The 23,199-nt window shown below is 66.1% G+C and carries 27 protein-coding genes and 1 tRNA gene; 9 read left to right on the top strand and 19 right to left on the bottom strand.

What is annotated here, in order from left to right; all coding sequences use genetic code 11:
* The first annotated feature begins 245 nt into the window (after positions 1-245).
* Both ABZ815_RS01930 and ABZ815_RS01935 read left to right on the top strand, forming a co-directional pair.
* The gene (locus tag ABZ815_RS01930; protein ID WP_357692923.1) at positions 246-695 is read left to right on the top strand and encodes a sigma factor; all 450 of its coding nucleotides are present in this window, start codon (positions 246-248) and stop codon (positions 693-695) included.
* A gap of 11 nt (positions 696-706) precedes the next feature.
* A complete protein-coding gene (locus ABZ815_RS01935; RefSeq protein ID WP_357692925.1) occupies positions 707-1,165 on the top strand; it encodes a MaoC family dehydratase in 459 nt (152 codons plus the stop codon).
* Here the strand turns inward: ABZ815_RS01935 and ABZ815_RS01940 are convergent, their stop codons facing one another.
* Genes ABZ815_RS01940 through ABZ815_RS01970 form a run of 7 tightly spaced genes read right to left on the bottom strand, consistent with a single transcriptional unit; the run spans position 1,166 to position 6,712 of the window.
* Complete coding sequence (locus ABZ815_RS01940) at positions 1,166-1,375, bottom strand: hypothetical protein (RefSeq protein WP_352365768.1); 210 nt, start codon at positions 1,373-1,375, stop codon at positions 1,166-1,168.
* 32 nt (positions 1,376-1,407) lie between these two features.
* Entirely contained in the window at positions 1,408-2,946 is a 1,539-nt protein-coding gene (locus ABZ815_RS01945; protein ID WP_357692927.1) for a radical SAM protein, read from the bottom strand.
* Complete coding sequence (locus ABZ815_RS01950; RefSeq protein ID WP_357692929.1) at positions 2,943-3,674, bottom strand: prolipoprotein diacylglyceryl transferase family protein; 732 nt, start codon at positions 3,672-3,674, stop codon at positions 2,943-2,945. Before ABZ815_RS01950 ends, ABZ815_RS01945 begins: the two co-directional genes overlap by 4 nt.
* 3 nt (positions 3,675-3,677) lie before the next feature.
* On the bottom strand, positions 3,678-4,178 hold the full coding sequence (locus tag ABZ815_RS01955; RefSeq protein ID WP_357692931.1) for a hypothetical protein: 501 nt from the start codon (positions 4,176-4,178) through the stop codon (positions 3,678-3,680).
* Between the two features lie 48 nt (positions 4,179-4,226).
* The gene (locus ABZ815_RS01960) at positions 4,227-4,679 is read right to left on the bottom strand and encodes a hypothetical protein (protein WP_357692933.1); all 453 of its coding nucleotides are present in this window, start codon (positions 4,677-4,679) and stop codon (positions 4,227-4,229) included.
* 18 nt (positions 4,680-4,697) lie between these two features.
* The gene (locus ABZ815_RS01965; RefSeq protein ID WP_357692935.1) at positions 4,698-5,324 is read right to left on the bottom strand and encodes a response regulator transcription factor; all 627 of its coding nucleotides are present in this window, start codon (positions 5,322-5,324) and stop codon (positions 4,698-4,700) included.
* Positions 5,321-6,712, bottom strand: coding sequence for a histidine kinase (locus ABZ815_RS01970; protein ID WP_357692937.1), 1,392 nt, complete (start codon positions 6,710-6,712; stop codon positions 5,321-5,323). Before ABZ815_RS01970 ends, ABZ815_RS01965 begins: the two co-directional genes overlap by 4 nt.
* A gap of 133 nt (positions 6,713-6,845) precedes the next feature.
* On the opposite strand from ABZ815_RS01970, the gene ABZ815_RS01975 reads away from it, so the two are divergent.
* Positions 6,846-7,391: a hypothetical protein gene (locus ABZ815_RS01975; RefSeq protein ID WP_357692939.1), complete on the top strand. Its 546-nt coding sequence runs from the start codon at positions 6,846-6,848 to the stop codon at positions 7,389-7,391.
* A gap of 58 nt (positions 7,392-7,449) precedes the next feature.
* Positions 7,450-7,522 (top strand) — tRNA-Arg (locus ABZ815_RS01980).
* 99 nt (positions 7,523-7,621) lie between these two features.
* On the opposite strand, the gene ABZ815_RS01985 is transcribed toward ABZ815_RS01980, so the two are convergent.
* The 9 genes from ABZ815_RS01985 to ABZ815_RS02025 form a co-directional block, all read right to left on the bottom strand.
* Positions 7,622-8,842, bottom strand: a complete 1,221-nt coding sequence (locus ABZ815_RS01985) for a site-specific integrase (RefSeq protein ID WP_357692941.1) — start codon at positions 8,840-8,842, stop codon at positions 7,622-7,624.
* Complete coding sequence (locus ABZ815_RS01990; RefSeq protein WP_357692943.1) at positions 8,839-9,024, bottom strand: helix-turn-helix domain-containing protein; 186 nt, start codon at positions 9,022-9,024, stop codon at positions 8,839-8,841. The genes ABZ815_RS01985 and ABZ815_RS01990 overlap by 4 nt, the downstream gene beginning before the upstream one ends.
* Positions 9,021-10,340: a replication initiator gene (locus ABZ815_RS01995; RefSeq protein ID WP_357692945.1), complete on the bottom strand. Its 1,320-nt coding sequence runs from the start codon at positions 10,338-10,340 to the stop codon at positions 9,021-9,023. The genes ABZ815_RS01990 and ABZ815_RS01995 overlap by 4 nt, the downstream gene beginning before the upstream one ends.
* 122 nt (positions 10,341-10,462) lie before the next feature.
* Complete coding sequence (locus tag ABZ815_RS02000; RefSeq protein WP_357692947.1) at positions 10,463-10,621, bottom strand: hypothetical protein; 159 nt, start codon at positions 10,619-10,621, stop codon at positions 10,463-10,465.
* Complete coding sequence (locus tag ABZ815_RS02005) at positions 10,618-10,785, bottom strand: hypothetical protein (RefSeq protein WP_357692949.1); 168 nt, start codon at positions 10,783-10,785, stop codon at positions 10,618-10,620. Before ABZ815_RS02005 ends, ABZ815_RS02000 begins: the two co-directional genes overlap by 4 nt.
* 2 nt (positions 10,786-10,787) lie before the next feature.
* The gene (locus ABZ815_RS02010; RefSeq protein ID WP_352365794.1) at positions 10,788-11,129 is read right to left on the bottom strand and encodes a hypothetical protein; all 342 of its coding nucleotides are present in this window, start codon (positions 11,127-11,129) and stop codon (positions 10,788-10,790) included.
* Positions 11,130-11,142: 13 nt separating this feature from the next.
* A complete protein-coding gene (locus tag ABZ815_RS02015; RefSeq protein WP_357692951.1) occupies positions 11,143-11,838 on the bottom strand; it encodes a DUF2637 domain-containing protein in 696 nt (231 codons plus the stop codon).
* Between the two features lie 6 nt (positions 11,839-11,844).
* Positions 11,845-13,215 carry an FtsK/SpoIIIE domain-containing protein gene (locus ABZ815_RS02020; RefSeq protein WP_357692953.1) on the bottom strand — a complete coding sequence of 457 codons (1,371 nt, stop codon included), beginning with the start codon at positions 13,213-13,215 and terminating at the stop codon, positions 11,845-11,847.
* Positions 13,208-13,540, bottom strand: coding sequence for a hypothetical protein (locus ABZ815_RS02025; RefSeq protein WP_357692955.1), 333 nt, complete (start codon positions 13,538-13,540; stop codon positions 13,208-13,210). Before ABZ815_RS02025 ends, ABZ815_RS02020 begins: the two co-directional genes overlap by 8 nt.
* A 144-nt stretch (positions 13,541-13,684) precedes the next feature.
* On the opposite strand from ABZ815_RS02025, the gene ABZ815_RS02030 reads away from it, so the two are divergent.
* Positions 13,685-14,065, top strand: coding sequence for a winged helix-turn-helix domain-containing protein (locus tag ABZ815_RS02030; protein WP_357692957.1), 381 nt, complete (start codon positions 13,685-13,687; stop codon positions 14,063-14,065).
* A 191-nt stretch (positions 14,066-14,256) separates the two neighbouring features.
* On the opposite strand, the gene ABZ815_RS02035 is transcribed toward ABZ815_RS02030, so the two are convergent.
* Positions 14,257-15,471: a helix-turn-helix transcriptional regulator gene (locus ABZ815_RS02035; RefSeq protein WP_357692959.1), complete on the bottom strand. Its 1,215-nt coding sequence runs from the start codon at positions 15,469-15,471 to the stop codon at positions 14,257-14,259.
* Between the two features lie 768 nt (positions 15,472-16,239).
* Between ABZ815_RS02035 and ABZ815_RS02040 the strand changes: the two genes are divergently transcribed.
* Positions 16,240-16,467: a GntR family transcriptional regulator gene (locus tag ABZ815_RS02040; protein WP_352365806.1), complete on the top strand. Its 228-nt coding sequence runs from the start codon at positions 16,240-16,242 to the stop codon at positions 16,465-16,467.
* A gap of 382 nt (positions 16,468-16,849) precedes the next feature.
* Here the strand turns inward: ABZ815_RS02040 and ABZ815_RS02045 are convergent, their stop codons facing one another.
* Complete coding sequence (locus ABZ815_RS02045) at positions 16,850-17,362, bottom strand: hypothetical protein (RefSeq protein ID WP_357692962.1); 513 nt, start codon at positions 17,360-17,362, stop codon at positions 16,850-16,852.
* A gap of 262 nt (positions 17,363-17,624) precedes the next feature.
* On the opposite strand from ABZ815_RS02045, the gene ABZ815_RS02050 reads away from it, so the two are divergent.
* Positions 17,625-18,092 (top strand): SRPBCC family protein, encoded by a 468-nt coding sequence (locus ABZ815_RS02050; RefSeq protein WP_357692964.1) that lies wholly within the window; start codon positions 17,625-17,627, stop codon positions 18,090-18,092.
* A gap of 299 nt (positions 18,093-18,391) precedes the next feature.
* Positions 18,392-19,678 (top strand): hypothetical protein, encoded by a 1,287-nt coding sequence (locus tag ABZ815_RS02055; RefSeq protein ID WP_357692966.1) that lies wholly within the window; start codon positions 18,392-18,394, stop codon positions 19,676-19,678.
* A 501-nt stretch (positions 19,679-20,179) separates the two neighbouring features.
* Here the strand turns inward: ABZ815_RS02055 and ABZ815_RS02060 are convergent.
* Entirely contained in the window at positions 20,180-21,103 is a 924-nt protein-coding gene (locus ABZ815_RS02060) for a hypothetical protein (protein ID WP_357692968.1), read from the bottom strand.
* Positions 21,104-21,636: 533 nt separating this feature from the next.
* On the opposite strand from ABZ815_RS02060, the gene ABZ815_RS02065 reads away from it, so the two are divergent.
* On the top strand, positions 21,637-22,971 hold the full coding sequence (locus ABZ815_RS02065) for a serine/threonine-protein kinase (protein WP_357692970.1): 1,335 nt from the start codon (positions 21,637-21,639) through the stop codon (positions 22,969-22,971).
* Positions 22,972-23,199 lie beyond the last annotated feature (228 nt).

Below are 23,199 nucleotides of genomic sequence, written 5' to 3' on the forward strand. Positions count from 1 at the left end.
ACTTTATTGCCGGATATAGCGGCCGTCTTAGATTTGGGAAGAAAGTGCTACGGCGTGTCCGAGCAGGAGCTGTGGCGAGCATCGTCATCGGACACACCCCCTCTCACCAGGCCGAACCCTTGTTCGATTTCGATACCCAGAACTGTAGCGCGGACTCGAACATGCATGCGATGGTTTCGAGTAAAAGATCTTTGCAACAGTCCGGGACGCCCGTGCGTCTGGGTGTTGCGGAGTTCGAGGAGTTCGTGCAAGCGCGTGGCGCCGCCCTGCTCCGGTACGGATACGTCCTCACCGAAAACCCCGACGACGCCGCCGACCTCGTCCAGGAGGCGCTGCTCAAGCTCGGCGGCACCTGGCGCAAGGTGCGCAACAAGGACAACCCGGAGTCCTACATACGCACGATCATGACCCGCCAGCACGTGAGCTGGTGGCGCGGGCGGCGCAGGGAGCAGCTCACGGACGAGGTGCCCGAGGGGGCCTACACCGACAGCCACTCCTCCGGCGAGCTGTGGCGGGAGCTGGCGACGCTGCCACGCAGGCAGCGGGTGGTCCTGGTGCTGCTGGCCACGTTCGACCGGCCCGGCATCTGGTGGGGGAACTTCATGTCCGCCGAGCCCAGCACGACCATGTACTGGAGCGAGCGGGGCGACGAGTACCGTGTGCTCAACTTGGCAGCCGTCCCGCCCGCGCAATAGCGTTCGTGACCATGCGGACCTTCGCGAACGTACAGGAACTCAAGGCGGCCGTGGGCGAGACGTTCGGCCCGACCGAGTGGCGCACCGTCACCCAGGAGCAGGTCAACCTCTTCGCCGACGCCACCGACGACCACCAGTGGATCCACGTGGACGTGGAGCGCGCCAAGGAGGGGCCCTTCGGCGGCACGATCGCCCACGGCTACCTGACCCTGTCGCTGCTGCCGACGTTCATGTTCGAGATGGTGCGCGTCGAGGGCATCGCGATGGGCGTCAACTACGGGCTGAACAAGGTGCGCTTCCCCAGGCCGGTGCCCGTGGGCGCGCGGGTCAGGGCCGTGGGCGAGCTCACCGACGTCAAGGGCACGCCGGCCGGCTACCTGGCCAACCTGAAGATGACGATCGAGATCGAGGGCGAGCGCCGGCCCGCCTGCATCGCCGAGTCGCTCAGCCTGTACGTCCCCGCGCCCTGATCACCGCAGCGACAGGACGATCCCGACCACCGCGGCAAGCCCGATCAACCCGAGATAGGCCAGTACGAGCCGGGTGTCCCTGAGCAGGCATTTGCTCCGGGTCAGCCCGGCCCGCCGCGCCTTCCAGTACCCCGCGAACCCCAGCGCCGCGAACCCGAGCACCGCCCACGGCCCGAGCAGCCAGGCCAGCAGCGCCACGGTGGCGTACACGCACAATCGAAGCGGATCGTACGGCTGGGCCTTCACAGGATCACCAGCCCCGGCTTCGAGGCCACCGCGGACAGCCGCTGCCGTGAGAGCTGCGGCCACGCCTGCACGGCGCAGAACGGCGCGCACTGGTCCTGCTCGGCCCGGGTGCCCACATGCACGCAGCATTGCGTGAGCCGCTCCTCGATCATGGTCGAGATGTCCATGAACGGCTTGATCGTGATCCGCACCACCCGCTCGCCCAGCATCCTGCGCAGCTTCCTGCGCCGTCCGGGCAACGCCGAGGAGGCGAGGGTGAGCAGCGTGGCGACGCCCAGGTCGCAGTTCTCGCAGATGTCCCGCCACAGGTCGCCGATCTGCGGGTGGGACAGCGACGACTGCTCCGACAGCAGCCCGAGCAGCGACTCCTGAACGGCCAGCCGCAGCTCGCGCGGCAGCTCGGTGTCGGCGATGCGGTTGGAGACCAGGCCCAGGTTCTGCTTGAGGCGGTCGTGGCCCATCAGGGCGACCAGCGAGCGCCACTGCTGCGAGTCGTCGCGGATCAGATAGCCCACCGAGCAGCAGTGGGGGTGCGAGCAGGGCAGGGCGGTCAGGTCGCGCCAGGTCACCAGGCCGTCGGTCTGCGGGCCGAGCCGCTTGAGCACGCCGGTGTGGGTGAGCCGGTCGGACGGGTCGATGACGCCCGACCTGCCCGACCCGAACTGGGGTTGCAGCGACACGCCGCCGACGAAGGGGGTGTCCAGCGCGAGGCGTACGACGTCGCCGATCTCCCCGTCGTTGACGCCCAGGGCCGCGGTCATGACCAGGGTCGTGAAGATCTCCCGCTCCGACAGCCGCCGTACGGCCTCCGCCTTGATCCGGCGCAGGTCGCCGCCGCGATGGTGCTTGGACGCCTCGGCCGACGAGCCGTCGTACTGGAGGTAGACCTCCACCCGGTCCCGGTGCTCGGTGAGCAGGTCGAGCAGCGCGTCGTCCCTGGCGATGAGCACGCCGTTGGTGTTGATCAGGATGCGGGTGACCGGCCGGAGCGCCAGCTCGGCGAGGAGGGTCTTCAGCTCGGGGTGGAGCGTGGGCTCCCCGCCGCTCAGCATCAGGACGTCGAGCTTGCCGTTCTCCCTGGCCAGCCGCTGGTCCACATTCGCCAGCACGTCCGCGACCGGGACGACGCCGGTCAGGTCGGGCGAGCTGTCGGCGAAGCAGGTGGGGCAGCGCAGGTTGCACGCCTCGGCGATGTCCTCCAGCAGGATGCAGGTGTGCTGGGTCTGCATCTCGGGCAGGCCGTTGAGGTACGCGCCGGGGATCGGGGCGAAGTTTCCGGACACGTCAGGGATGTGCTGCTTGGTGGGAGCGGTCCACTCCTCCAGGTAGGAGAGGATCTCCGGGTCCTCGTCGTACAACGTGCGGATCAGGCCGTGTTCGCGGCAGCCGCGTTCCAGCCACACCTTGCCGTCGCGTTCGGCCAGGTAGCCGCTCAGCCGTTGGACCTGGTCGAGGTCCTGGCCGTGGCATTTCGGGCAGAACGCGTTGACGTACCGGAGGATGCGGTCGCCCCGTAGCCCCATCCCTGCGCTCATGTCATGACCTTCCGCTTGAAAAGGGCATCGTAATGGCCTCGACGCCAGCCATACACGAGCCTGAGCGTGAGCAGCGTCAGGCCCGGGATCAGGAAGCACTGCGGTCCGGTCAGGCCGAGCCACAGCGTCTCGTTCGCCCTGGTGAACTCGACCAGGAACCGGAAGACCGCATATCCGGCGAGGTAGAGCGTGAACAGCTCGCCCGGCTGGGTCAGCCGCTTGCGCGCCCACCGCAGCGCGACGAACGCGGCGAGCTGGAAGACGATCTCGTACACGAACGACGGGTGCATGGCCTGGCCGGTCAGGCAACCCGGACATTCCGGTGTGGACGGCGGCGCGTGCACCCCCCAGGGCAGGTCCGTGGGCCTGCCGGGGGCCTCGGTCAGGTGACAGCCGATGCGGCCGATCGCCATGCCGAGCGCCACCGCCGGGGCGAACAGGTCGCCGGTGCGCTCCCGGTAGCCGATGACCTTCTTCGCGACCAGCACGCCGACGTACGCGCCGGTCAGGCCGCCGAGGATGCTGCGGGAGCCGTACAGCCAGAGGTCGGCGAGGTCGAACGTCTCCAGCCAGCCCGCCAGGCGCATGCCGATGGCGCCGCCGACCAGGGCTCCGGTGACGGCGACGAGTGACTGCTCGTTGAGCGCGCCCCTGGCCCTCGCCTCGCGGACGAAGACCACCGCGGCCACGAGGACGCCCAGGCCGACGAATATCTCGTGATACGGCATGCTTCAGCCGTACAGGCTCGGGTTGAGGCCGGTGCAGATGCCGGCCGTCAGCATCGACCACAGCGCCCAGCCGATCGCGAGCCCCAGCCCGAGCCCCCGCGACCACGGCTTGCGGACCAGGCCGAACCCCAGACCGCCGCCCAGGCCGACGACGGCCAGCAGCACCGCGCCGACGATCACGCCCGCCTTGTTCGTGCCGTCGATGGCGGAGATGAAGACGAAGAAGCCCACGATGCCGTTGACGACGCTGTAGGCGAACATGCCGGCGACCAGCGTCGCGATGAGGACGATCGCGGAGTCGCGGCTGCTGGGCTGCTGCGGCGGCAGCGGCGATGGCCGCGGTGGCTGCGACGGCGGCTGCGGCGGCGGCTGCGGCTGCGGCGGCGGCGGCGGCTGCGGCTGCGGCTGCGGCTGCGGCGGCGGCTGCGGCTGCGGCTGCGGCGGCGGCGGCGGCTGCCAGCCTTGGTGCGGCTCCCACGGGCCTTGTGGCGGTGGTGTCGTCATCCCGCCGCCCCCTGGTCGGTGAGGCACTGCTGATCGGTCATGCTTCGCCTACGCGTACATGCCGGGGTTCAGCCCCGTGCAGTATCCGGCCGAGACGATCGACGCCAATGACCACCCGATCATCAACCCGAGCCCCAGCCCGAACGACCACTGCTTGCGCAGGACGACCAGCGTGATGCCCAGGCCGAGGCCCAGAAGCGCCAGGAACCCAGCCGCGACGCCGATTCCCACCGCGGACTGCAGGCTCAGCGCGAGCAGCCCGACCATCACATTGATCACCAGGTAGGCGAAGCTTCCGGCCAGCGCCAACGCGACGGTCAGCCCCGGCTGGCGCCGCGGCTGCGGCCCGGGCTGGCCGTGCGGAGGCCCCTGCGGCGGCGGACCCTGCGGAGGCGGTCCGTACGGCGGCTGCCCCGGCGGGGGTGGCCCGTACGGCGGCTGCCCGGCGGGAGGTGGCCCGGATGGAGGCTGCCCCGGCGGAGGTGGCGGCGGCATGGTCACGGCGTTCACCCTACGGGGCTAAAGCGACTCTGAGTAGTAAATCGCTGCCTGGACGCGGCTCTTCAGTCCCAGTTTGTTCAGGAGGCGGCTGACGTGCGTCTTCGTGGTGGCTTCGGCCATGTCGAGCTCTTTGGCGATCTCGGCGTTGGACAGGCCGCGGCCGATGCAGGCCAGCACCTCGCGTTCGCGCGGGGTCAGGGCCTCCGGGTCGGAGGGCTCGCGACGGGGCGGCTGGTCGGCGAAGGCCGCGATCAGCCGTCTGGTGACGCCCGGCGCGATCATCCCCTCGCCGCCCGCCACCAGCCTTACCGCTTCCACCAGGGCGTCGGCCTCGGTGTTCTTGAGCAGGAAACCGGCCGCGCCCGCCCGGAGGGCGCCGAAGACGTACTCGTCGACGTCGAACGTCGTGAGGATCAGGACGTCGCTCACCCCCGCCAGCTCCCTGGTGGCGGAGATGCCGTCGAGGCGGGGCATACGGATGTCCATGAGGACGACGTCGGGACGCAGGTCGTGGGCCAACCGGACCGCCTGCTCGCCGTCGGCGGCCTCACCCACGACCTCGATGTCGTCGGCGCCGTCGAGGATCATCACGATCCCGGCGCGTACGGCCGCATGATCGTCAGCCACCAACACCCTGATACTCACGCCACCCCCCTCTCCCCGTCCGCCGTCCCGGAGCGCCCGCCGTCGCCGCTTTTGAAGCGTCCGCCGTCGCCAGGCGGCTCCCTCGTAGCCTGCTCCCCCGAGACCCGGCTGCTCGAAGAACGGTCCCCCGAAGCCGGTACGTCGAGCGACGTCGGGAAGGCCGCCACGACGCGCCAGCCGTCCCCCCATGGCCCCGCCTCGAAGAACCCTCCTACCAGCGAAGCCCGTTCACGCATGCCGATCAGCCCCGCCCCTGCCCCCGGCAGCCGAGCGCCACGCCGGCCGACCCGGTTCTCGATCGTCAGGAGAACCTCCCCAGGTTCGTACGCCAGCGAGACGACAACCGGCGCCTCGCCATGCTTGAGCGCGTTCGTCAGCCCTTCCTGAAGGATCCGATAACCAGCCAGATCCACCGAAGCCGGCACCTCACGCAACTCCCCGTCGACCCGCAGCTCAACCGCCATCCCAGCCCGCCGCGTACGCTCGACCAGGCTCTCCGTGTCAGCCAACCGCGGCCGGGTGGCCTCAAGCTCCTGCCCGTCCTCCTCGCGCCCGCCGTTGGCCTCCCGCAGCAGCCCGATCATGTCCCGCATCTCGGCCATCCCCTTGACGCTGTTCTCCCGTACGGACTCCATGACCTTGCGAACCGTCTCCCGATCCAGGTCCTTACGGGACAGAGCAGCCGTCGACTGGATGGCGATGGCGCTGAAATGGTTCGCGATCATGTCGTGCAGCTCACGAGCCATCCGCGTACGCTCGGCCGCGATCGCCGCCTGCCGGTCGAGCTCGGCCAGATGCGCGACCTGCTCCGCCCGCGCCCGTTCCGCGGCCGCCCGGTCCCGCTGCTCCCGCAGCACCCAAGCCGTGGTGACCGGCGTGATCAGCACCAGCCCTACCTGGATGCCCATGACGGCCAGCAACCGCCAGTCCGCCGCGATGAACGCCGCCACCGCCCCACCCACCACGGCCAGCACCGTCGTGATCCCGAGCAGCCAGCGAGCGAACCGCGCCGGCCCGTAGAGCGCCGCGGCGTACAGATTGTCGGTGAACACCAGCACGGTCGCCAGCGACGGCCCCACCACCCCGTCGACCGTGACGGCCACCACCCCCAGCGCCAACGACCACAGCGGCGCCCGCTGCCGCAGCAACACGGCCGAACAGGTGATCGCCAACGGCACCAGCAGGGCCCACACCGGCACGCCGCGCTGCACGTACGCACCGGCCAGGATCAGCAGCGCCCCCAGAACGAAGGCCAGCCCGGCCGCCACTGCGGGCCGTACCCGGCCCTTCTCCTGGCCACCGGCCACCCCGCGCACGGCGAACGGCCTCAGCCACCGTGCAACCGCCCGCGCCTCGGCGCCACCGCTCTTCACCGCCGCCCGTGTCATGTCCTCATCACACCACTCCCGGCGACCGCCGCCGTCCTCCGAGGGTCCGCCTGTGGATACACCCTTCGATGTATCCACAGGCTCGTTTTCACCGACGATGTGCCGGGCCGCGAATCCCCCCAAGCTGGAACATGTGATTGTCGCCATCCTCATCGGCTGCGAAATCGGCTTCTGGCTCCTCCTGGGTCTCGGCCTGGCCAGCCGCTACCTCTGGAAGCGCCGCCGGCTCAGCACGGCCCTCCTCCTCTGCGTCCCGCTCCTCGACGTGGTCCTCCTGGCCGCGGCGGTCATCGACATGCGCGGCGGCGCCACGGCGGACCTGCGCCACGGCCTGGCGGCGGCCTACCTCGCCTACTCGATCGTCTTCGGCCACCGGACCATGCGCTGGGCCGACGCCCGCTTCCACCACCGCTTCGCCGGCGGCCCCCCGCCCTGGAAGCCGCCGGCGGGCGGCATGGCCCGCACCCGCTACGAGTGGGGGTTCTGGCTGAAACTGGTCCTGGCGTACGGAATCTTCTGCCTCATCCTGTTCGGCCTCATCTGGCTGGTGAACGACCCCTCCCGCACAAAAGCCCTGATGGACTTCATGCTCAACCTGCTCAAGATCCCCCTCATCGCCCTGCTCTGGCCGGTGAGCTACACGCTCTGGCCGAAGAAGGAACCGTCGGCTCGCCAGTGATCGCGGGTATTCGGTTCGATGCACCGCTCAGAACCCGCTATGCTTGCTTACGCAGCGAGCGGCCGTAGCTCAATGGATAGAGCATCTGACTACGGATCAGAAGGTTGGGGTTTCGAGTACCTCCGGCCGCACACATGCGAAAGGCCTGCTCCCAGGGTTCCTGGGAGCGGGCCTTTCTGTTTGTCAGGACAATCTAGGGATCTTGCTAACACCTCTGCTAACACGGCCTCTCATCCCTCACCGATCGCCTCAGCGAAGACATCAGCGGCTGACGCCTCGGCGGCACGGATCACATGGGCATAGACCCTGAGCGTGATCGACGGGTCGGCGTGGCCGAGCCGGGCCGCGACCACATGGACGGGGACGCCGGCCAGGAGCAGGATCGTCGCATGGATATGGCGTAGGTCGTGAAGCCGCGCATGGGGCAACGGCGTGCCGGTGTTCGTTTGGTTGTGCCGCTTGATCAAGATCGGGAAGAGCGAGCTGAGCGTGTCGGGGTGAACGGGCTCCCCCCATCCCGTGGTGAACACGTAGTCGCCGCCGCCCCGCCACTCCGGGCCGAGTTGGAGCTTGTCCGCGGCTTGCTGGGAGCGCTGTGCGCGCAAGACCTGGACCGTCCGCGCATCGAGGCCGACGACGCGCTTACGACCGCTCTTGGTGGTGCCCTCGACGCGCTTGCCGTCGATGAACGAGGCCGAGCCGCGGATAGTGATCTGCTTGCCCTCAAGGTCGACATCGGACCAGCGCAGATGAAGCAGCTCACCGCGCCGGGCACCTGTGTAGGCCGCGACGTGGAAGAAGGGCCAAAGGCGATGATCGCGAGCAGCGAAGAGGAACGTCTTGAGCTGGTCCGTGGTCCAGACCGTGCCGGGCTCGCTGATCTCCCGTCGGGGGCGCTTGGCCTTCTCGACCGGACTGGACGACAGGATCTCATCGACGTTCACGGCATCGCGGAATGCCTTCCGAAGCACGGCGTGGACGTAGTCGACCGTGCGTGAGGAGAGCGGCCGCCCGTTCTTGCCGCCGCCGACCCTCAGGTCCCGGTACAGCTTGGTGATCGCGGTAGCCCGAACGGCCTGCAACCGCAGCGTGCCGATGTTGGGCTTGATGTATCGCTCGATGATGTGCCGGTAGTCGGCGAGGGTCTTGGGCTTGATCTCGACGGCGTGCGCCTCGATCCACTCATCGAGGTACTCGCGGACGGTGATCGTGTTGCGGTCGACGTACTCGCCACGGCGGGCCTTGACCCGTGCTTCGTCACGAGCGGCCTTGGCATCGTCCTCGCAGGTGAAGCCGCCAACCCATCGCGGCTTGCTCTCCCCTGTCTCAGGGTCGCGGACCCTGATCACGTACGACCAGGTGGTGCCGCGCTTCATGACGCCGTCGCGCAGCTTGGGTGCCTTCTTCTTGCGCGGCTGCTCGTCCGGCGTGCCGATGAAGGTCTTGGTCATACGGCGACCTCCTTCCTGGTCAGGCGGATGATGTACTCGTTAAGGGCCGTGACGGGGATGCGGCGAGAGCCGTCGATGCGGATGGAAGCGACGGCGCCGGTAGCCAGCAGTTGGTAGAGCTTGCTTCGTGAGATGGCCAGGGCTTCGGCGGCTTCGGGGATAGTGAGAAGGAGTCGGGTCATGAATGGCCTCCCGAAGAGGTGCCGGTGATGGCTGCGGCGAGAAGCGCGTCGCCGGCCGATTGACCCTGCCCGGCGTACTCCCAGTGGGCGACGACGAGGACGGTGTCCTCGTCGAAGAGCGGCAGCCGCCCGTGGCTGATCTCTTCTGTGCGCATATGTTCTTCGCGGGCGGTGCGGAGTTCGCCGAGGGTGGTGGAGTAGTGGCGGCTCTTGGTGGAGAAGTGGCCGCGGAAGCCGAGCATGTGGGCCCAGTGGGTGAGCCGTAGGTCGGCCAGGTCGGCGTTCTCGCCAAGGCGCATGCAGGAGGCGATCAGCTGGCGGGCGTGGTCGCGGACGGGGAGGGCGTCGAGGTTGTCGAGGGGTTGGATGCGGCGGTCCAGAGTGCCGACGCATTCGGCGGCCTTGGTGGCGTACTTGGCGATGTAGGCGGCGACGGCTTGTTCGGTGAGGTCGCCGTTCATGGTGATGCGGCGGACGTCGAGCTGTGTGCCCCATCGGAACGTTCGGCTCAGTGGCTTGATCTCGGCGGTCACCACGGCTGCCGCGTGCTGGACGGCGTCGGCCAGGGCGTCGGCGGTGGCCCAGGTCGGTGGTGGTGAGTGGGGGCCGTCGGGTCCGTCGAGGCGGATGACGGCGTGGAAGTGGACGACGCCGCGGCGCTGGTACTCGGCGACTTTGGCGAAGGCGATGGTCACCTGGTCGCGCAGGGCCTTGACGGTCAGGCCGTTGAGCCGGGCGAAGCGGCGGCGCAGGGCGAGGGTGAAGCGGCGCCACAGCTCAGGGCTGATGGCGTTGAACAGGACCGAGCCGTCGTAGTCGTAGCAGTCGGGGCACAGCGGTTCACCCAGACGCGGGTCGTCGGCGTGGTGCCGGTCGGTGCAGGACATGAGCTGTCCGTGCGGGCAGGTCTGGGCGTTGCGGCGGGCGTGGCAGGGCTGGACCTTGCCGTTCTTCTCCCGGCGGGTGTGGACGCTCCCGAAGGAGGGGGCGGTGAGGGTGACGAACAGGCACGGGTGCGAACTGACCGTCTCCGGGACGCCCTTGCCACCGACGAGGCCGGCGCGGACGAGTTGGTAGGTGTCGGCGCGGTAGACCTCGGCGCAGGCCGGGCAACGGGAGGCGCGGCGGGTCTTGCACGGAACACGCAGGACGCCGCCCGGTTCGCGGTTGGTGCTGTAGCGGTGGAGCAGCTGGCCGGTGGCCTGGTCGAAGTGGTCGACCTTGCCACGCAGGTGGATGGGCTGTCGGCAGCCGCCGGTGCGCTTGATCTGGTGCGCCCAGCGGTCGTAGTCGGGTTGGTGGAGCCGGTCGATCATCCCGGCTACGGCGTGTGAGTGGTGCAAGATGGATCCGTCCTGTCCGGATGCGTTCTGGAGTGGGATGGCCCCTCACCTGGCGCGGAACTCGGCGGTTGTGTGGCCAGGTGAGGGGATCTCGGCTATGCGCCGTGGTTGTCGATGCCGGTGCCCTCGCAGTCGCGGCAGGTGTCGCTGTCGCCGTCGAGGCCCGTTCCGTTGCAGGTGCAGCAGCGGCCGTTTGCGAGCGGGACGGCGGCGAGGATGTCGGGCCAGTCGGTCCAGGGATCTTCGGCCGTCATGGACGGTGGTCCTTGCGCGGGGTGATGGTGACGTAGAGGCGGTAGTTCCGCGGCCGGCTCCTGTCGGGGAAGGCCCGCGACATGCTGGTGACGGTGAAGATCTGGCGAAGGTGGATCACGCCGAGGGTGAGTTCGGCGCGGTTGCCTTCGAGTCGGATGCGCATGGTCAGGGCTCCCGGGTGGTGTCGATCTGGATGCAGCCGCGGTAGCTGTCATCGGCGGCGTGACGGGCGCGGGCGGCGGCGAGGATGGCAATGAACTCGTAGCGGACCGGTCCAAAGCCGATGCCGGTCATGTAGTGGTCATGCGGCAGGTGGTGAGGGTCGATCTCCGTGCCGAGCAGTGCAGCGACCTTGTCGACCTCGGCGCGCATGTCGTCGTCGGAGCCGTTGTCGGGGAAGGCGCGCAGGGTGACGGGTGCCATCGAGGTCGGGATCTGAGGGTGGGCCTTGAGGAAGCCCGCCATGGAGATGAGTCCGGCGATGAGGGCGTCTCGGTCGTTGTTCATGGTGGTGCGCCTTTCAGGTGGTTACTGGGACGGTGTGCAGGCTGTGGAGAAGGTCGGAAGCGAGTTGCTCGGACACGCCCAGGCGGGCGCGGAGAACGTCGCGGGTGATGGGCTTGCCGTGTCGGGTGTGGTGTTCGTCGGCGACGCGGCGGGCGTAGTCGACCAGTGCCGGGGACGGTCCGGGGCGTTCGTCCTGGCGGTTCTGGGCGGGGACGAGGGCGGGACGGTCTACGGACGGGACGGCTACGGGGGCGTCGGGACGCGGCGGGGACGTAGGGACGTCTTCTGGGGACGTCCTGAAGATGTCTGAGGACGAGTCGGGACGTGGGCCGGACGTCCGGCGTTCGAGCATGGAGACGGCGACGAGGAAGGCGCCGGCCGGAGTGGCGGCGGTGATCCAGCCCCAGGCGGTCGGGTCGGCTTGTTGGAGGTTGGCGGCCAGGGACAGGACGATGCCTCCGGTCAGGACGAGGACGGGCCAGGAGATCAGGCCACGCCGTACACGGGCGGTCTTCTTGTCGCGTTGCCGCTCGCGGGCGGCCATGACGCAGGTGAGGTCGATGCAGACGGCGATCGCCCAGGCCATCCAGCCGGACTGTCCGTGGTCGCTGGCGGTGTCGCGGATGTGGGTGAAGGACCCGGCTCCAGCGATGAGGGCCAGGACTAGGACGGGGCCGGTGTCGAGCAGCCAGTGGGCGAGGCGTCGCATCGAAGTTCAGGCCTCTCTTGGGTCAGGGATGGAGTTGAGGAACTCGGCGAGATCGGTGTCGCTCACCTGGGCGGCGTGGCCGGCGACGACGTCGGCCCAGACAGGTGAGCGGTCGGCATAGGTGGAGGCGGCGAGTTCGGCGGCTTGCTCGCTGACGTAGTAGGAGCGGGCGCGGTACCACTGGCCGTCCTGGGAGGCGACGATGGCGACGCCAGGTGTCTCGGCCGGAATGGCACGAGCCGAGGCGAGGGCGGCGGGGTCGAGGTCGCCGAGGGTCATGGTGGCGGTTTCGGGGTCGTTGACGCGGTGGCAGATGCGGCCGGAGCACTGGGCGCGCAGGGCAGTGACACCGGGACCGAGGTCGGAGCCGATGCGCTGGCCGCAGCAGAACAGGTAGATGCCGAACGCCCTACCGAGCTGAGCGACCCGAAGCAGCGCCGTCGAGGTCTTGGCGATCTCGTCCTTCTCCGACTTGTCGGCCATCAGGTACAGCTCGGCCAGTTCGTCGACCAGGACCACGACGGGCACAGGCCGCTGATCGTCCGGGAGTTGCCAGATGTTGCGGGCGCCGGCCTTCCGGCACTGGGCCATCCGGCCAGTCATCAGACTGACGAGGTCGTCCAGCAGGCCGACGCATTCAGGTCGTGTGGTGCCCAGCGCCGACAGGCGAGGGCTGTACGGGGTGAACTCCACGCCGCCCTTGAGGTCGAAGCCGACCAGGGCGACCGGTTGAGGAGCCAGCCCTTGGACCAGTGCGTTGGCGAGGTTGGACTTGCCGGACTGGGTCGCTCCGGCGTTAAGCCAGTGTGGGACGGTCCTGAAGTCGATGGTCCAGGGACCGCCGGTCTCCAGACGTCCCACGGTGACCCTGAGCAGTTCGGGCGAGGTCGGCAGCGTCTCGACCCGGACCAGTGGATCGCGGACGGTGGCGGACAGGACGACTCGTCCAGGACGAGGCGACGAGACGCGGATCGCGTGGACGCCCCACGAGTGGGCAAGCCGTTCGGCGGCGTCGGCGTAGTCGGCGGGGATCTGTCCTTCCAAGGTGTGCAGGGTGACGCGCCAGCCGTAGCGGGTGGGCTTGGGCAGCCACATGAACGGCTTGGTGTCCACGGCGATGCGCTGCCACTTGCGTCGGACGCGGACGACGCCGGTCGAGGCGACCAGGCCGGGGACGGTGGTGAACCAGAAGCGCTGCCGCTTCTTGGTGAGGTGGCAGCCGAGGGCGACCTTGCGCCAGCTCGCCCGTACGCTGATCGCGACCAGCGGGAAGGCGGCCACGAGCCAGAACGACGGGTAGTGCCAGCGGCGCCAGGCCCAGAGCCCGGCCGCCGCAGCGGCCAGGACTCCGAGCACGAGGAGCGTGGTGTCAGACACGGAGCGGCTCCGTGTCTGCCGGTAGGAGGGTGGCGGCGCGGTAGGAGATGCCCCACCGGCCCGCGATCTCCCAGACGTAGCCGACCATGCCGGACGGGTTGACCTGCTGACCGGCAGCGATCGGGGGTTCCCCCGAAGTGCCGATCTTGACGAGTTCGATCCGGCCGAACTCGTCTTCCACCGAGACGGTGATCTCGTAGACGGTGTTGCCGTTCTTGTCGGTCTTGATCTCGCCGGTGTCCTTGTTGACCAGGCGGGGCTTCGGTGCCTTCACGCAGGTGATGACGAGCTTGGAGGTGTCGACGGGGATCGGGATGGTGCGCATGAGAGCTGCTCTCCTTCAGAGTGACTGTGCTAGTTACAAAGATACCTAGGTAACTAGCTCTGTAAACCGAGATAGCTAAATCGCTTCGAGATTCCTTACAGGTTGCCCAGAGACCTAGGCATCTAGAACCGCTAAAATTGAGTCATGGCAACCACTGACCGGCGCCGGCCGTACCTGCGGATTGCCGAGGACATTCGGCGCGACATCGCCTCAGGCCGGTATGCAGTGGGAGAACAGCTCCCCGTAGCGCGTGAGCTGTCCGAGAAGTACGGCGTGGCCATGATGACCATCGGCAACGCCCTGGCTGTACTCCGCGACGAAGGACTCATCGAGACCCGCCAGGGGGCGGGCAGCTTCGTCACCCGCACCCCTGACGACGTCGAGGCCGTCCCCGCCTCTGGCGAGCACAGCGAAGAGTTCCGCATCATCTCCGAGCAGTTGCGCGAGATCCGTCAGCACATGAACAAGCTGACGGTCAGGCTGGACGAGCTGGACGCTCGGACTCGCCCTGATCAAGCCGAGTAGAGACCCTCATCGCACGCCGCTGGAGTTCGGCCAGATCGACCGCGATCTCCGCCAGCTCGCGAAGCAGGATCTGTCGTTCAGTCTCGCTAAGACCCACGTATCACCCCATCGTGTAGGCAGAACGCCGAAGCGCCCCCGGGTTACCTGCTGGGTGAGGAGCCATTGCGCGGATAGCCCTCCGTTCGTCGTGCTCAGAGCAGCCGCATGACCTTCGCGAGGTTGAGGATCTCGCGCTGACGATGCAGCTTGCCGCTGTCTCGCAGGTCGCGCACGATGTTGCGGACCAACGGACGGTTCCGGACGTGCTGAGGCGCGATCCGGTCGGCACGGAGCAGAGCGTCTGCGGCTTCGTTGTCCTTTCTGTTCATGTGGTAGCCCGCCGCGGTGCAGGTCCAGTAGTGAGCCTGGCGTTCGGACGAGGCGATCTCGGCGATCTCGACGTGTTCGGCCCGCGAGATGACCTCACGAGGCCGGCCCAGCTCCATGCTGACCTCGACGGCGTGAATGGTGGTGTTGACCCGGTTGAACTGGGTTTGGAACGCGTTGCCGTCCCGCGGCAGGACCTCGGCGACGCGGCGGGCCTCGTCCAGATGGCTCTCCGCCTCTCTCTGGTCCCACAGCCTGGAATACGCCACGGCGGCCCGCAGATGCAGGGCACCCCACATCGCCTTGATCGTGTCGTCTCCGCTCACGTACGGCTCGATCTGGTCCAATGCCGACAAGGCCGCGTCCTTGGCCGGGTCGAGCTGCGCCTCGTGCAGCCACACCCCGCACAGGTCCCAGCTCGCCGCCGCGATCAGATCGGGTGATCCCACGTGCTGTGCCGCCACGAGTTCGCGCTGTACCGCCGTCCAGCCGAGATCATGGTGCCCCAGGAGGTTCGACGACACCCGCGCCATGTGGCAGGCCCGCAGCATCAGCGCCTCGGCCCGGTCGCGATCGGCTGAGGAGCCGTTGATGATCGCTATCAGGTCGGCGAGGATCCTGGGCAGCACCTCACCGAGGGCGGTGAACTTGGCGTCCTGGCGCAGCTGCTCCGCCAGGCGGACGTTCGCCTCCAACTCCTGCAACGTCCGCGGCTCCCCGCGCGCCGGCAGCCCGATCCCGCTGGGCAACGACGCCTGCTGAAGAGCGAGCCGAAGCCCCGGAACGGCCGCGTGCCCGGAGTCGAGCTCCGTCGTCTCGTGCTGGTACGGCTGGCCCGTCAGCTCGCCGACCTCCACCCCGAGCGCTTCGGCGAGCTGCCCGACGACGCTCATCCGGTCCAGCGGCATCCGGCCGTTCTCCACCTTCGACAGCCAGGAGACAGATCGGCCGACCTTCTCGGCGAGGGTCGCCTGATCCCAGCCCTTGCGGTGACGAGCCCGCGCGATCCGCTGGCCCTGCGTCACGTACTCTGTTGCCACGTCGCCGCCCCTCCTTCTCGTCGCCTGCTTCGACGATAAGACGGGTGATCTGCGTCACTGGGAGAAAAACTGCCAGTCGAAGGGCATGCGAAACCGCAGGTCGGCCTTCGACCTGCGGAAACGCTCGTCACTGATCGATTTCAGAAAGTGACGCTACGTGTGCATGGCTCGCCGGATCTGTGCGTCGTTACCTCGCTTCTCCTCGCATGAGCTGTCGCCACAGCGTCATGGCATCAGCGACCCGCATGCGCGGGCTCTCCACGACGTTCGGGGAGGGGGCGGACCGGTCGTAGCGCCGGATGAAGCTCTGCCCGCCGGCCATGCAATGCTCGAAGACGGGCGACCGGCATTCGCAGGTGTAGTTCAGGACCCGAGTGCGATCGGGGCGTTGCTCGGCTGGGAGCCACCTCACCGACACCGCGTGCGGTCGAGGCGAGGCGGGGTGCGTACTGTGAAGGTCTCCGACTTCTGTCACCGGGCTCACCGTCCTTCGTAACGCGCGATCGCCGGCGCGGCGCCGGCAGTGCTCGCGGATGTCGCGATCGATGAACAGGCGTTGGTGAGCGAGGGGCTGTCTCCAGCCGCACAACGCGTCCTCGCGGAGCGGCAGACCGAAGCGCCCGAACGGAGCCCCACCCGGCGGGACTCCGCACAGCCACTCACCAACGCCATGGCCACAACCTATCCCAGCCTGTCTTAACCTGTCTATAGCATTCCTAGCAATGCCTGTTCTATGCCGTTAGGTGCGGGGATACCTAGAGTCGTCCCGTGATCGAATGGGACCCGCGGCTCTACAAGTGGGAGCAGATAGCCAACGTCGTGGCCGAGCGCATCGGCGACGGCACCTACCCGCCCCTCACCCTCATCTCCGAGGTGAAGCTGCAGGAGGAGTTCGACGTCGCACGAGTGACCATCCGCAAGGCGATGGAGGCACTCAGGGAACGAGGGCTGATCACCACAAAGCCCGGCAAGGGCTCCATCGTGTCCCCGCAGTAGTCATGCCTGATGTGACTTCTCTGTTGATCTGTCGAGGCCGGCATCGTTGACCTGCGGTTCGCCATTTGTGTCCGCGATGGTCACTGGCCTTGCCTTCTCATTTGAAGTGGCGGATTTCGGGGAACGGGACGCCGATGGCCAAGGTGGAGCTGTGCTGGACCCAGAACCGGTTGCCATGACTCGTACCCGATGTGGCGCCCCAAGTCGGCCGACCAGTACCAGCCAGGATAGTTCCGCTGCCCCCTACAGGACAGGAACGACCGCACCGGCCGAACCAGGTCATCAGCCAGCTCGCCTAGCCACGCCCACGGGACACGCCGTTCTGTGCCGTCTTCTCCGACATAAATCGCATAGAACTCGTCCATCGCAGCCAGCCCCGTGCTCATAATGCCCCGTTCCGAGGCGGCGGGTCGTAGTAGCCCCGGCTCGCGATCAGGACGCTCTCGAAACACGTGTAGCGGTCGATGGTCTCCTGATCCGCCCCCGGATACGGGACCCCGGATCGGGACATCCCAACGGACAACTCCGGCACCACCAAGCCGCAGTCGCCCTGGTCGACCTCGACGTCGAAACGGGCTCGCAGTTCCGCGATCACCTGCTCGGCAGGCGTCGAGAACAGATCCACACCAAGCAGGCACACCTGCGCCCGCGGCTCCACGTCGAAGTCTCGGTAGATCTCGACCGTCTGCACCACTCCTGCGGACCCGCAGCATACGTGCACATTAACTCCCGATCCCATCAGCCGCCAATCCAGCGGCTCCGCACCCGGATACGGCGCGTACGGCTGCGGCGCGCCCCACGCCGCCAGCACCCGCCCTGTATCCTCGAACGAAGCCCCCAGCAGCACCGGGCCGGCAGCCCTCAGCGGATCCAACTCGATAACCAACGGTGACACGTCGCCTCCAAAGCGGTCGACAGCCCCAGGAACCACTCCAGGCGCAGTGACATCCTCGCCAGATCAGGTGAGAAATCGCCACATGCTTCGCCAGGTCGCATAAGAGGTCGCCACTTCAGACGCGAACGCACACCTGACCCCTCAACAGCTGTATTTCGGGCGACACCTGGTGGGGGACCTATCCACGGCACCTTCGAAGGCGCTGGTCTGGCTGTCGTTCGACGAGGATGGGCCTGGACAGCTTCGGTCCTAGACTCGAGCCATGGCCAGGATTGACCGCGCCAGCCGGCTGATCGCGGCACCACCGGCGACCGTCTACGGCGCTCTCCTAGACCGGGAGTCGCTCGAAACGTGGTTGCCGCCGGACGGCATGCGCGGGCGGATCGAGCGGTGGGATGCCCGGCCTGGTGGGGGGTTCATGATGGTTCTCACGTACCTCGATCCCACCGACAACCCCGGCAAGACGTCAGACGCGACGGACGTCGTCAACGTCGCGTTCGTCGACCTGGTGCCACCAGAGCGCGTGGTGCAGCGGGCAGTGTTCGAGGCTGATGACCCGTCGTACGCGGGCACCATGACGATGACCTGGCAACTCGCTGCCGCCGGCGAAGGGACCGAAGTAACCGTCACCGCCACGGACGTACCGCCCGGCATCGACCAAGCGGTACACGAGGCCGGGATCGCCTCCTCGCTTGCCAACCTGGCGTCGCACGTCGAAGGGGCCGGCTGACTCAGTCCGGACTGCACCCGAAGGTGCTACCCCAACCTGAACAGCATCGCCAGCACCGGAGAAGTGGACGAAACAGCAGGTCAGACGGAGTGCTTCACGACCGGATGAGAACTTTCCCTACGGTTTCAAGGGCAGCCCGCCTGCGGCGGCCTGCCGCGCGTCGGGCGGTCGCTGGCCGCGCTGCGGCTCTTCGGCCGGTCGCGGCCAGCGCCACCCCGCGCGCTAACCGACATCTCACCCCTGCCAAGGAGAGCTGACGATCACGAGCGCCGGACGTACCTTTCATGCACAATAGTTAAGTGGACTACGATCTGACTCGACTCGGCTCTCGCGAATTTGAGCACCTGACACAGGCTCTTGCGGCAAAGATAATCGGACATGGCGTAAGTGTGTTCGGTGATGGTCCTGATGGTGGAAGGGAAGCGTCTTTTAAAGGGAAGACCCAGTTCCCGGCTCTGGATCCGTCCGAAGCATGGGATGGTTACGTTGTCCTGCAATCTAAGTTTCGCGGTAGGCCATTGGGTGCACCACAAGACGGTAACTGGTTTATGTCCGAGATTAGAAAGGAACTCAACGAATGGGCGGATCGGAAGTCGTCGCGAAACCTGTCGGGGAAGATTCCGGACTATCTGATACTCGCCACGAACATCGTGCTTACGCCCGCAGCAGGTTCGGGCGGAGTTGATCAGGCAAATTTACATATCGACAAGCTGTGTCGCAAGCTCAATATTCCAATAAAAGGGTGGAAGATATGGCATCATGATCAAATATGCACATATCTTGACATCTATCCCGAAGTCCGGCAGACATATGCAGGAATGACCACCAGTGGAGACGTCCTATTCTGGATGCGCGAGAAGTTTGATCAGATAGCGGAACTCGGGATCTCTGGGCAGCGTCACCGGCTCCCCGATGCCGTTTTCCGTCCTGGGGCCGACTCTGATGTCGTCGATGCGACGTTCGCCGACGAAATGGGCTATAGAGTGGCCATGCATCACGCTCTAAAAGGAAGGGGGCTGGATGCAGGCGATTTCTGGAGCTCCATGGAACATTGCCTAAGAAGTCAGGGGCATCGTGATATAAAGATAATGTCGATGGAACCCTACAACATGCTCCTCGGAAGTGAGCGCTGGCGTCTCGATACACAATGGGCAAAAAAGGGCGATGGAGTGGAAGTCCGCCTATCTGAAATACCGATGGGAAATATGGGTGGAGATGATGAGATTCACTGGTTTGAAGATCCAGATCTAGACCCGAAGCTATGCGCGCTTGGGGTGCGCACGGAAATGGTCGACTATGCAGCCGAATCCGATCGAATCTTTGTATTTCACTGGGAGCGAATTGGCAGTAGATTCTTCAATCATTTATATGAAATCCCCAGGAGTTCATTGCTGGCAGGTCTGCGCGCGGCAACGGAAAGTTTATTCGCTTATAGTGACAATGATAACTGCGTCTTTGTGGCAAAGCTTGAATATGCCGATTTGTCCGGCATGAATTTCAGCGTGAGGATCGATCCCTATTTGGGAAATTCAGCGATCTTCAGGAAGTCCGACTGTGTGGACCATGGCTCTTGGATTATCAACTAGTGCGGAATTCCGAGATCGTGATCTGTGCGAGTGCTTGCCGTAATCCTAAATAGCCCACCAAGTCGCCGTACTGGTCAATGCCACGTGCTGTATAGCAGCTGAGTACAGCAACCCACCGCATACCGCCTCATCCAGCCGTGCGCCAATACTCGGTCCGATCGGCATCGTGAGCTTCCGACCATGAGCATGCCGATGGTTCGCCTCAAGGTGGTTAAGGCCGTGACGATCGCTCACTTCGCTACTCGTCGACCGTGGCTAGGGCGATCGACGCCGAGCCCTTCCTTCGTCAGGTCCCGGCACCGGGTGACCGTGGCTGAGGCGACAGCAGCGCTGACAGCAATGTCCCCACACGTCGACGCATCCGCCGCACCGTCAACGCGCACTTGACCATGGCCTCGATCATCCGAGCAGGGGATCGGGCCGCCTGAAAAGCGGAAGGTCGGCAGTTCGACCCCGTCCTCACTGCACCGCTACGAGCAAAAGCCCGGGCCCTGGCCCCACTCAATCGCCACCGAGCTTACGCAGGAAGCGCTCCAGGAAGGCTTCTAGTTCCTCCGGCCTGTCAACCGCATCGGGGCTGATACGGCTGATGAGGGTAATCCCCGCGTTCTCTAGCAGTTCGTCCTTGGACTTGTCGAAGGCCCAGCGCTTGTTGTGGTGCGGACCGTCGATCTCGATGACTCCGGCACGCCCCTTGAAGGTAACCAGGACGTCAGGCTCGAAGGTGTGCCCCGGAATGTGCATACCAGGCAGGGGGAAGATGCCGATCGTCTCCAGCTTGTCATATTTCTCCTGTCGACGCTTCAGCGCTTGGTACAGCTTCAGCTCTCCCGCGTTAGTGAAGATCAGGTGATCCTCTATCGGCAGAGCAGGCGCGGATGGGCCACCAGCTTGCTGCTTGACGCGCGGAATTCTAGCCTGGTTCCCACCCTGAGCCTGGAGGAACTCGGCGAAGCGCAGGTGCCAGTCAAGCGCCACCTCCTGCGGTTCTTGGAGTTTCTGGATCACAACGCTATCCAGAGCAAGATAGTCCGCGTGATGATGCCGATTCGGCCACAACTTGTCCACAGCCGCCCTGAGTCCCTGCTGAATCAGATAGCTGTGCTCACTCACAAGGGCGTGCTCGGGCTCGCGAAACCAAAGCTCCCATAGGAGGTATTGGCCGCCCGTAAAGGTGTCCTGGTCCCTAGTCAGCGCCACCTTGGCCACCCGGCTCAGAGCAACTGCGACCGGGCGCACGTCATCATTGTCGTAGTCCTCGATGCCGTGATCTCCCATCCAGCACAGGCGAACCGCCAGGCCTATGACGCGATGCACACTGTCAGCGATCTCAGGGCCAGCCGATTCGCCCACGGCGTAGCCTGATTCGAGTGCCCAGATGACGGCATACCCTCGGTCGCCCGAGGCGGGGGGATTCGCGGACATGGATTGATTGTGCATCACACCACCGACGGTGGGATGCTGAGATCCGTTCCGGGGTCAATCTCTCTGGCAAGGCCCCTTCTTCGGCGGGCCCTCACTCCGGATGGCCTTGTCCGTGGTGACAGCAGCGTTCCCACACGCCGACGCCTCCGCGCCACCGTCCCACACAAGCTTGACCACGGTCTTGGTCAGCCGAGCGGGGTTGGTGCCCCGTCCGAAAGCGGAAGGTCATGTGGACAACTGTGGACGGCGGCAGTAGACGATCATCACAATGAGGTCCTGCACCCGGACGATCTTCCCCTACTACCCGTAATAGAGCGGCTGGGAAGCTACCTTCTAGGTAAGCTGCAGCTCAGAGCTACCCGGTGATGCGACACCCTCCGAAGTTTCTAAGGCGATATTCTACTGCAACGGCGACATTCTTCGGATGGCTTGAAGACGACATGATGGAAACAGCTAACGAACTTAGAAGGGGCGCCCTAATCGTGCTAGGCGATACGGGGAGTACATCGGTGACACCTCCAGCCGCTACCCCGATGTCTGAAGGGAACGACCGCTACCATGCGGTGCGGACGGGCGCGCGCGGGAATCGAGGAGATTATGCACTCGACGCCAGACCCGTCGCTAGCGGGGGACAGGCGACTGTCTTTGGTGCCACCCACAAGGCCACCGGCAGCCGTGTCGCGTTCAAGAGGCTACGCTTCCGCAGCCCGGACGGCGTGGCGCGGATGCGGCGTGAGATTGAGGCAGCTCAGCGATTCGGAAACCATCCGCACGTCATGCCTGTCCTAGACAGCAGCCCCACCTACGACTGGTTCGTTATGCCTTTGGCAAGCGAGAGCGCCCAGACGCTGGCAGCCGTCCTGGGCACCACGCTAGCGCTTCGCGGTCTGGTCACTGCCGTATGCGATGCACTGCGGGAGCCGCACCAGAAAGGATGGATCCACCGTGACCTCAAGCCTGACAACATCCTAAAGCTCAACGACCAATGGGCCGTTGCAGACTGGGGCCTGGGGCGACGCCCCCGCGGTCAGACTACCGACCCGCGCCGCACGCAAATCGGCGGCCAATTTGGCACTGAAGGATTCGCCGCACCCGAACAATCTATCGACGCGCACGCCGTCGGTCCTCAAGCCGATATATACAGCATTGGTCAGATCATCGGCTGGGCACTCACCGGAGAGCAGCCACGAGCAAACGTGCCACTCTTGCCGGCTGACGGTCCGTGGCGGGCCATCGTCAGGGTCGCCTCAGCTACCGACCCGGCACGCCGCCCTGCCAACGTCGACAACCTACTGGCCCTGGTCGCGCGCGAGTTGGACGACCCGCCAGTGAACCCCATCAGCCGCGGGACTGAACTGCTCACCGCAGTCCGGGCTGGTGATGCGACTGCGCTTGAGCGACTGATTGAAATGGCCGCCCAGCACGCTGGCGACTATGACCTCTACATAGAGATCCTGCTTGACCTCAACGACAGCCAGACCCGCGCTGCGGTCACAGCGAATCCGGCCGCGGTTCGCGAGATTGTTCGAGGCGTTCCCGACCTGCACAGTGGGACGGTGACTCTGGAGTACGGCGACGTGGACCGACTCGTCTCCTGGCTGCTGGTGATAGCTCGTCACGCCGAAGGACTGGGTGAGTGGGACCTTCTTGAAGACACGGCCGAGAGCATTTTCTACCTTGACCATTGGGACCGCTGGCGAGTCCAGGCCGACATACAGTCCTGGCTCGCATCCTGCTCCGGGCAGGCCGCGTCGATCGTGGCTGCGGCGCTAGAGCGCAACCCAGATATCCACGCACATTTCAATAGCCTCACCAGTGATCGGGGAGTGGATCATCGCATCCGTTCAGTACTAAGCACCACGACTTGAGCGCATCACATTCTTGAGCCCAGCGATGGGTCTGCGGTGACATCGTTGATCACAATTGTCGGCCGGGTGACCGGTCCGGGCTCATTTTGGATCAGATGCTGGTGCCCCACCGTGCGCCCGTTGCTGTACAGCGAAGAAGTACAGCAACGAGGTCTCACACGATCACACGCTGCCACTCGTCAACTGCCCTCTGAGCTGGGCGACGCGAGGTTCAGGTGGTGACTGGCT

The sequence above is a fragment of the Nonomuraea sp. NPDC047529 genome (genome assembly GCF_040642995.1).
GTDB lineage: Bacteria > Actinomycetota > Actinomycetes > Streptosporangiales > Streptosporangiaceae > Nonomuraea.

Excerpts from the sequence above, each read along its gene's own strand:
- ABZ815_RS02025 (WP_357692955.1), bottom strand. The coding sequence starts at position 13,540 with ATGCGCACCATCCCGATCCCCGTCGACACCTCCAAGCTCGTCATCACC.
- ABZ815_RS01990 (WP_357692943.1), bottom strand. The coding sequence starts at position 9,024 with ATGACCCGACTCCTTCTCACTATCCCCGAAGCCGCCGAAGCCCTGGCC.
- ABZ815_RS01985 (WP_357692941.1), bottom strand. The coding sequence starts at position 8,842 with ATGACCAAGACCTTCATCGGCACGCCGGACGAGCAGCCGCGCAAGAAG.
- ABZ815_RS01955 (WP_357692931.1), bottom strand. The coding sequence starts at position 4,178 with ATGACGACACCACCGCCACAAGGCCCGTGGGAGCCGCACCAAGGCTGG.
- ABZ815_RS02065 (WP_357692970.1), top strand. The coding sequence starts at position 21,637 with ATGTCTGAAGGGAACGACCGCTACCATGCGGTGCGGACGGGCGCGCGC.
- ABZ815_RS02030 (WP_357692957.1), top strand. The coding sequence starts at position 13,685 with ATGGCAACCACTGACCGGCGCCGGCCGTACCTGCGGATTGCCGAGGAC.
- ABZ815_RS01945 (WP_357692927.1), bottom strand. The coding sequence starts at position 2,946 with ATGAGCGCAGGGATGGGGCTACGGGGCGACCGCATCCTCCGGTACGTC.
- ABZ815_RS02060 (WP_357692968.1), bottom strand. The coding sequence starts at position 21,103 with ATGTCCGCGAATCCCCCCGCCTCGGGCGACCGAGGGTATGCCGTCATC.
- ABZ815_RS02050 (WP_357692964.1), top strand. The coding sequence starts at position 17,625 with ATGGCCAGGATTGACCGCGCCAGCCGGCTGATCGCGGCACCACCGGCG.
- ABZ815_RS02000 (WP_357692947.1), bottom strand. The coding sequence starts at position 10,621 with ATGACGGCCGAAGATCCCTGGACCGACTGGCCCGACATCCTCGCCGCC.
- ABZ815_RS02005 (WP_357692949.1), bottom strand. The coding sequence starts at position 10,785 with ATGCGCATCCGACTCGAAGGCAACCGCGCCGAACTCACCCTCGGCGTG.
- ABZ815_RS01995 (WP_357692945.1), bottom strand. The coding sequence starts at position 10,340 with ATGATCGACCGGCTCCACCAACCCGACTACGACCGCTGGGCGCACCAG.
- ABZ815_RS01950 (WP_357692929.1), bottom strand. The coding sequence starts at position 3,674 with ATGCCGTATCACGAGATATTCGTCGGCCTGGGCGTCCTCGTGGCCGCG.
- ABZ815_RS02015 (WP_357692951.1), bottom strand. The coding sequence starts at position 11,838 with ATGCGACGCCTCGCCCACTGGCTGCTCGACACCGGCCCCGTCCTAGTC.
- ABZ815_RS01935 (WP_357692925.1), top strand. The coding sequence starts at position 707 with ATGCGGACCTTCGCGAACGTACAGGAACTCAAGGCGGCCGTGGGCGAG.
- ABZ815_RS01970 (WP_357692937.1), bottom strand. The coding sequence starts at position 6,712 with ATGACACGGGCGGCGGTGAAGAGCGGTGGCGCCGAGGCGCGGGCGGTT.
- ABZ815_RS02010 (WP_352365794.1), bottom strand. The coding sequence starts at position 11,129 with ATGAACAACGACCGAGACGCCCTCATCGCCGGACTCATCTCCATGGCG.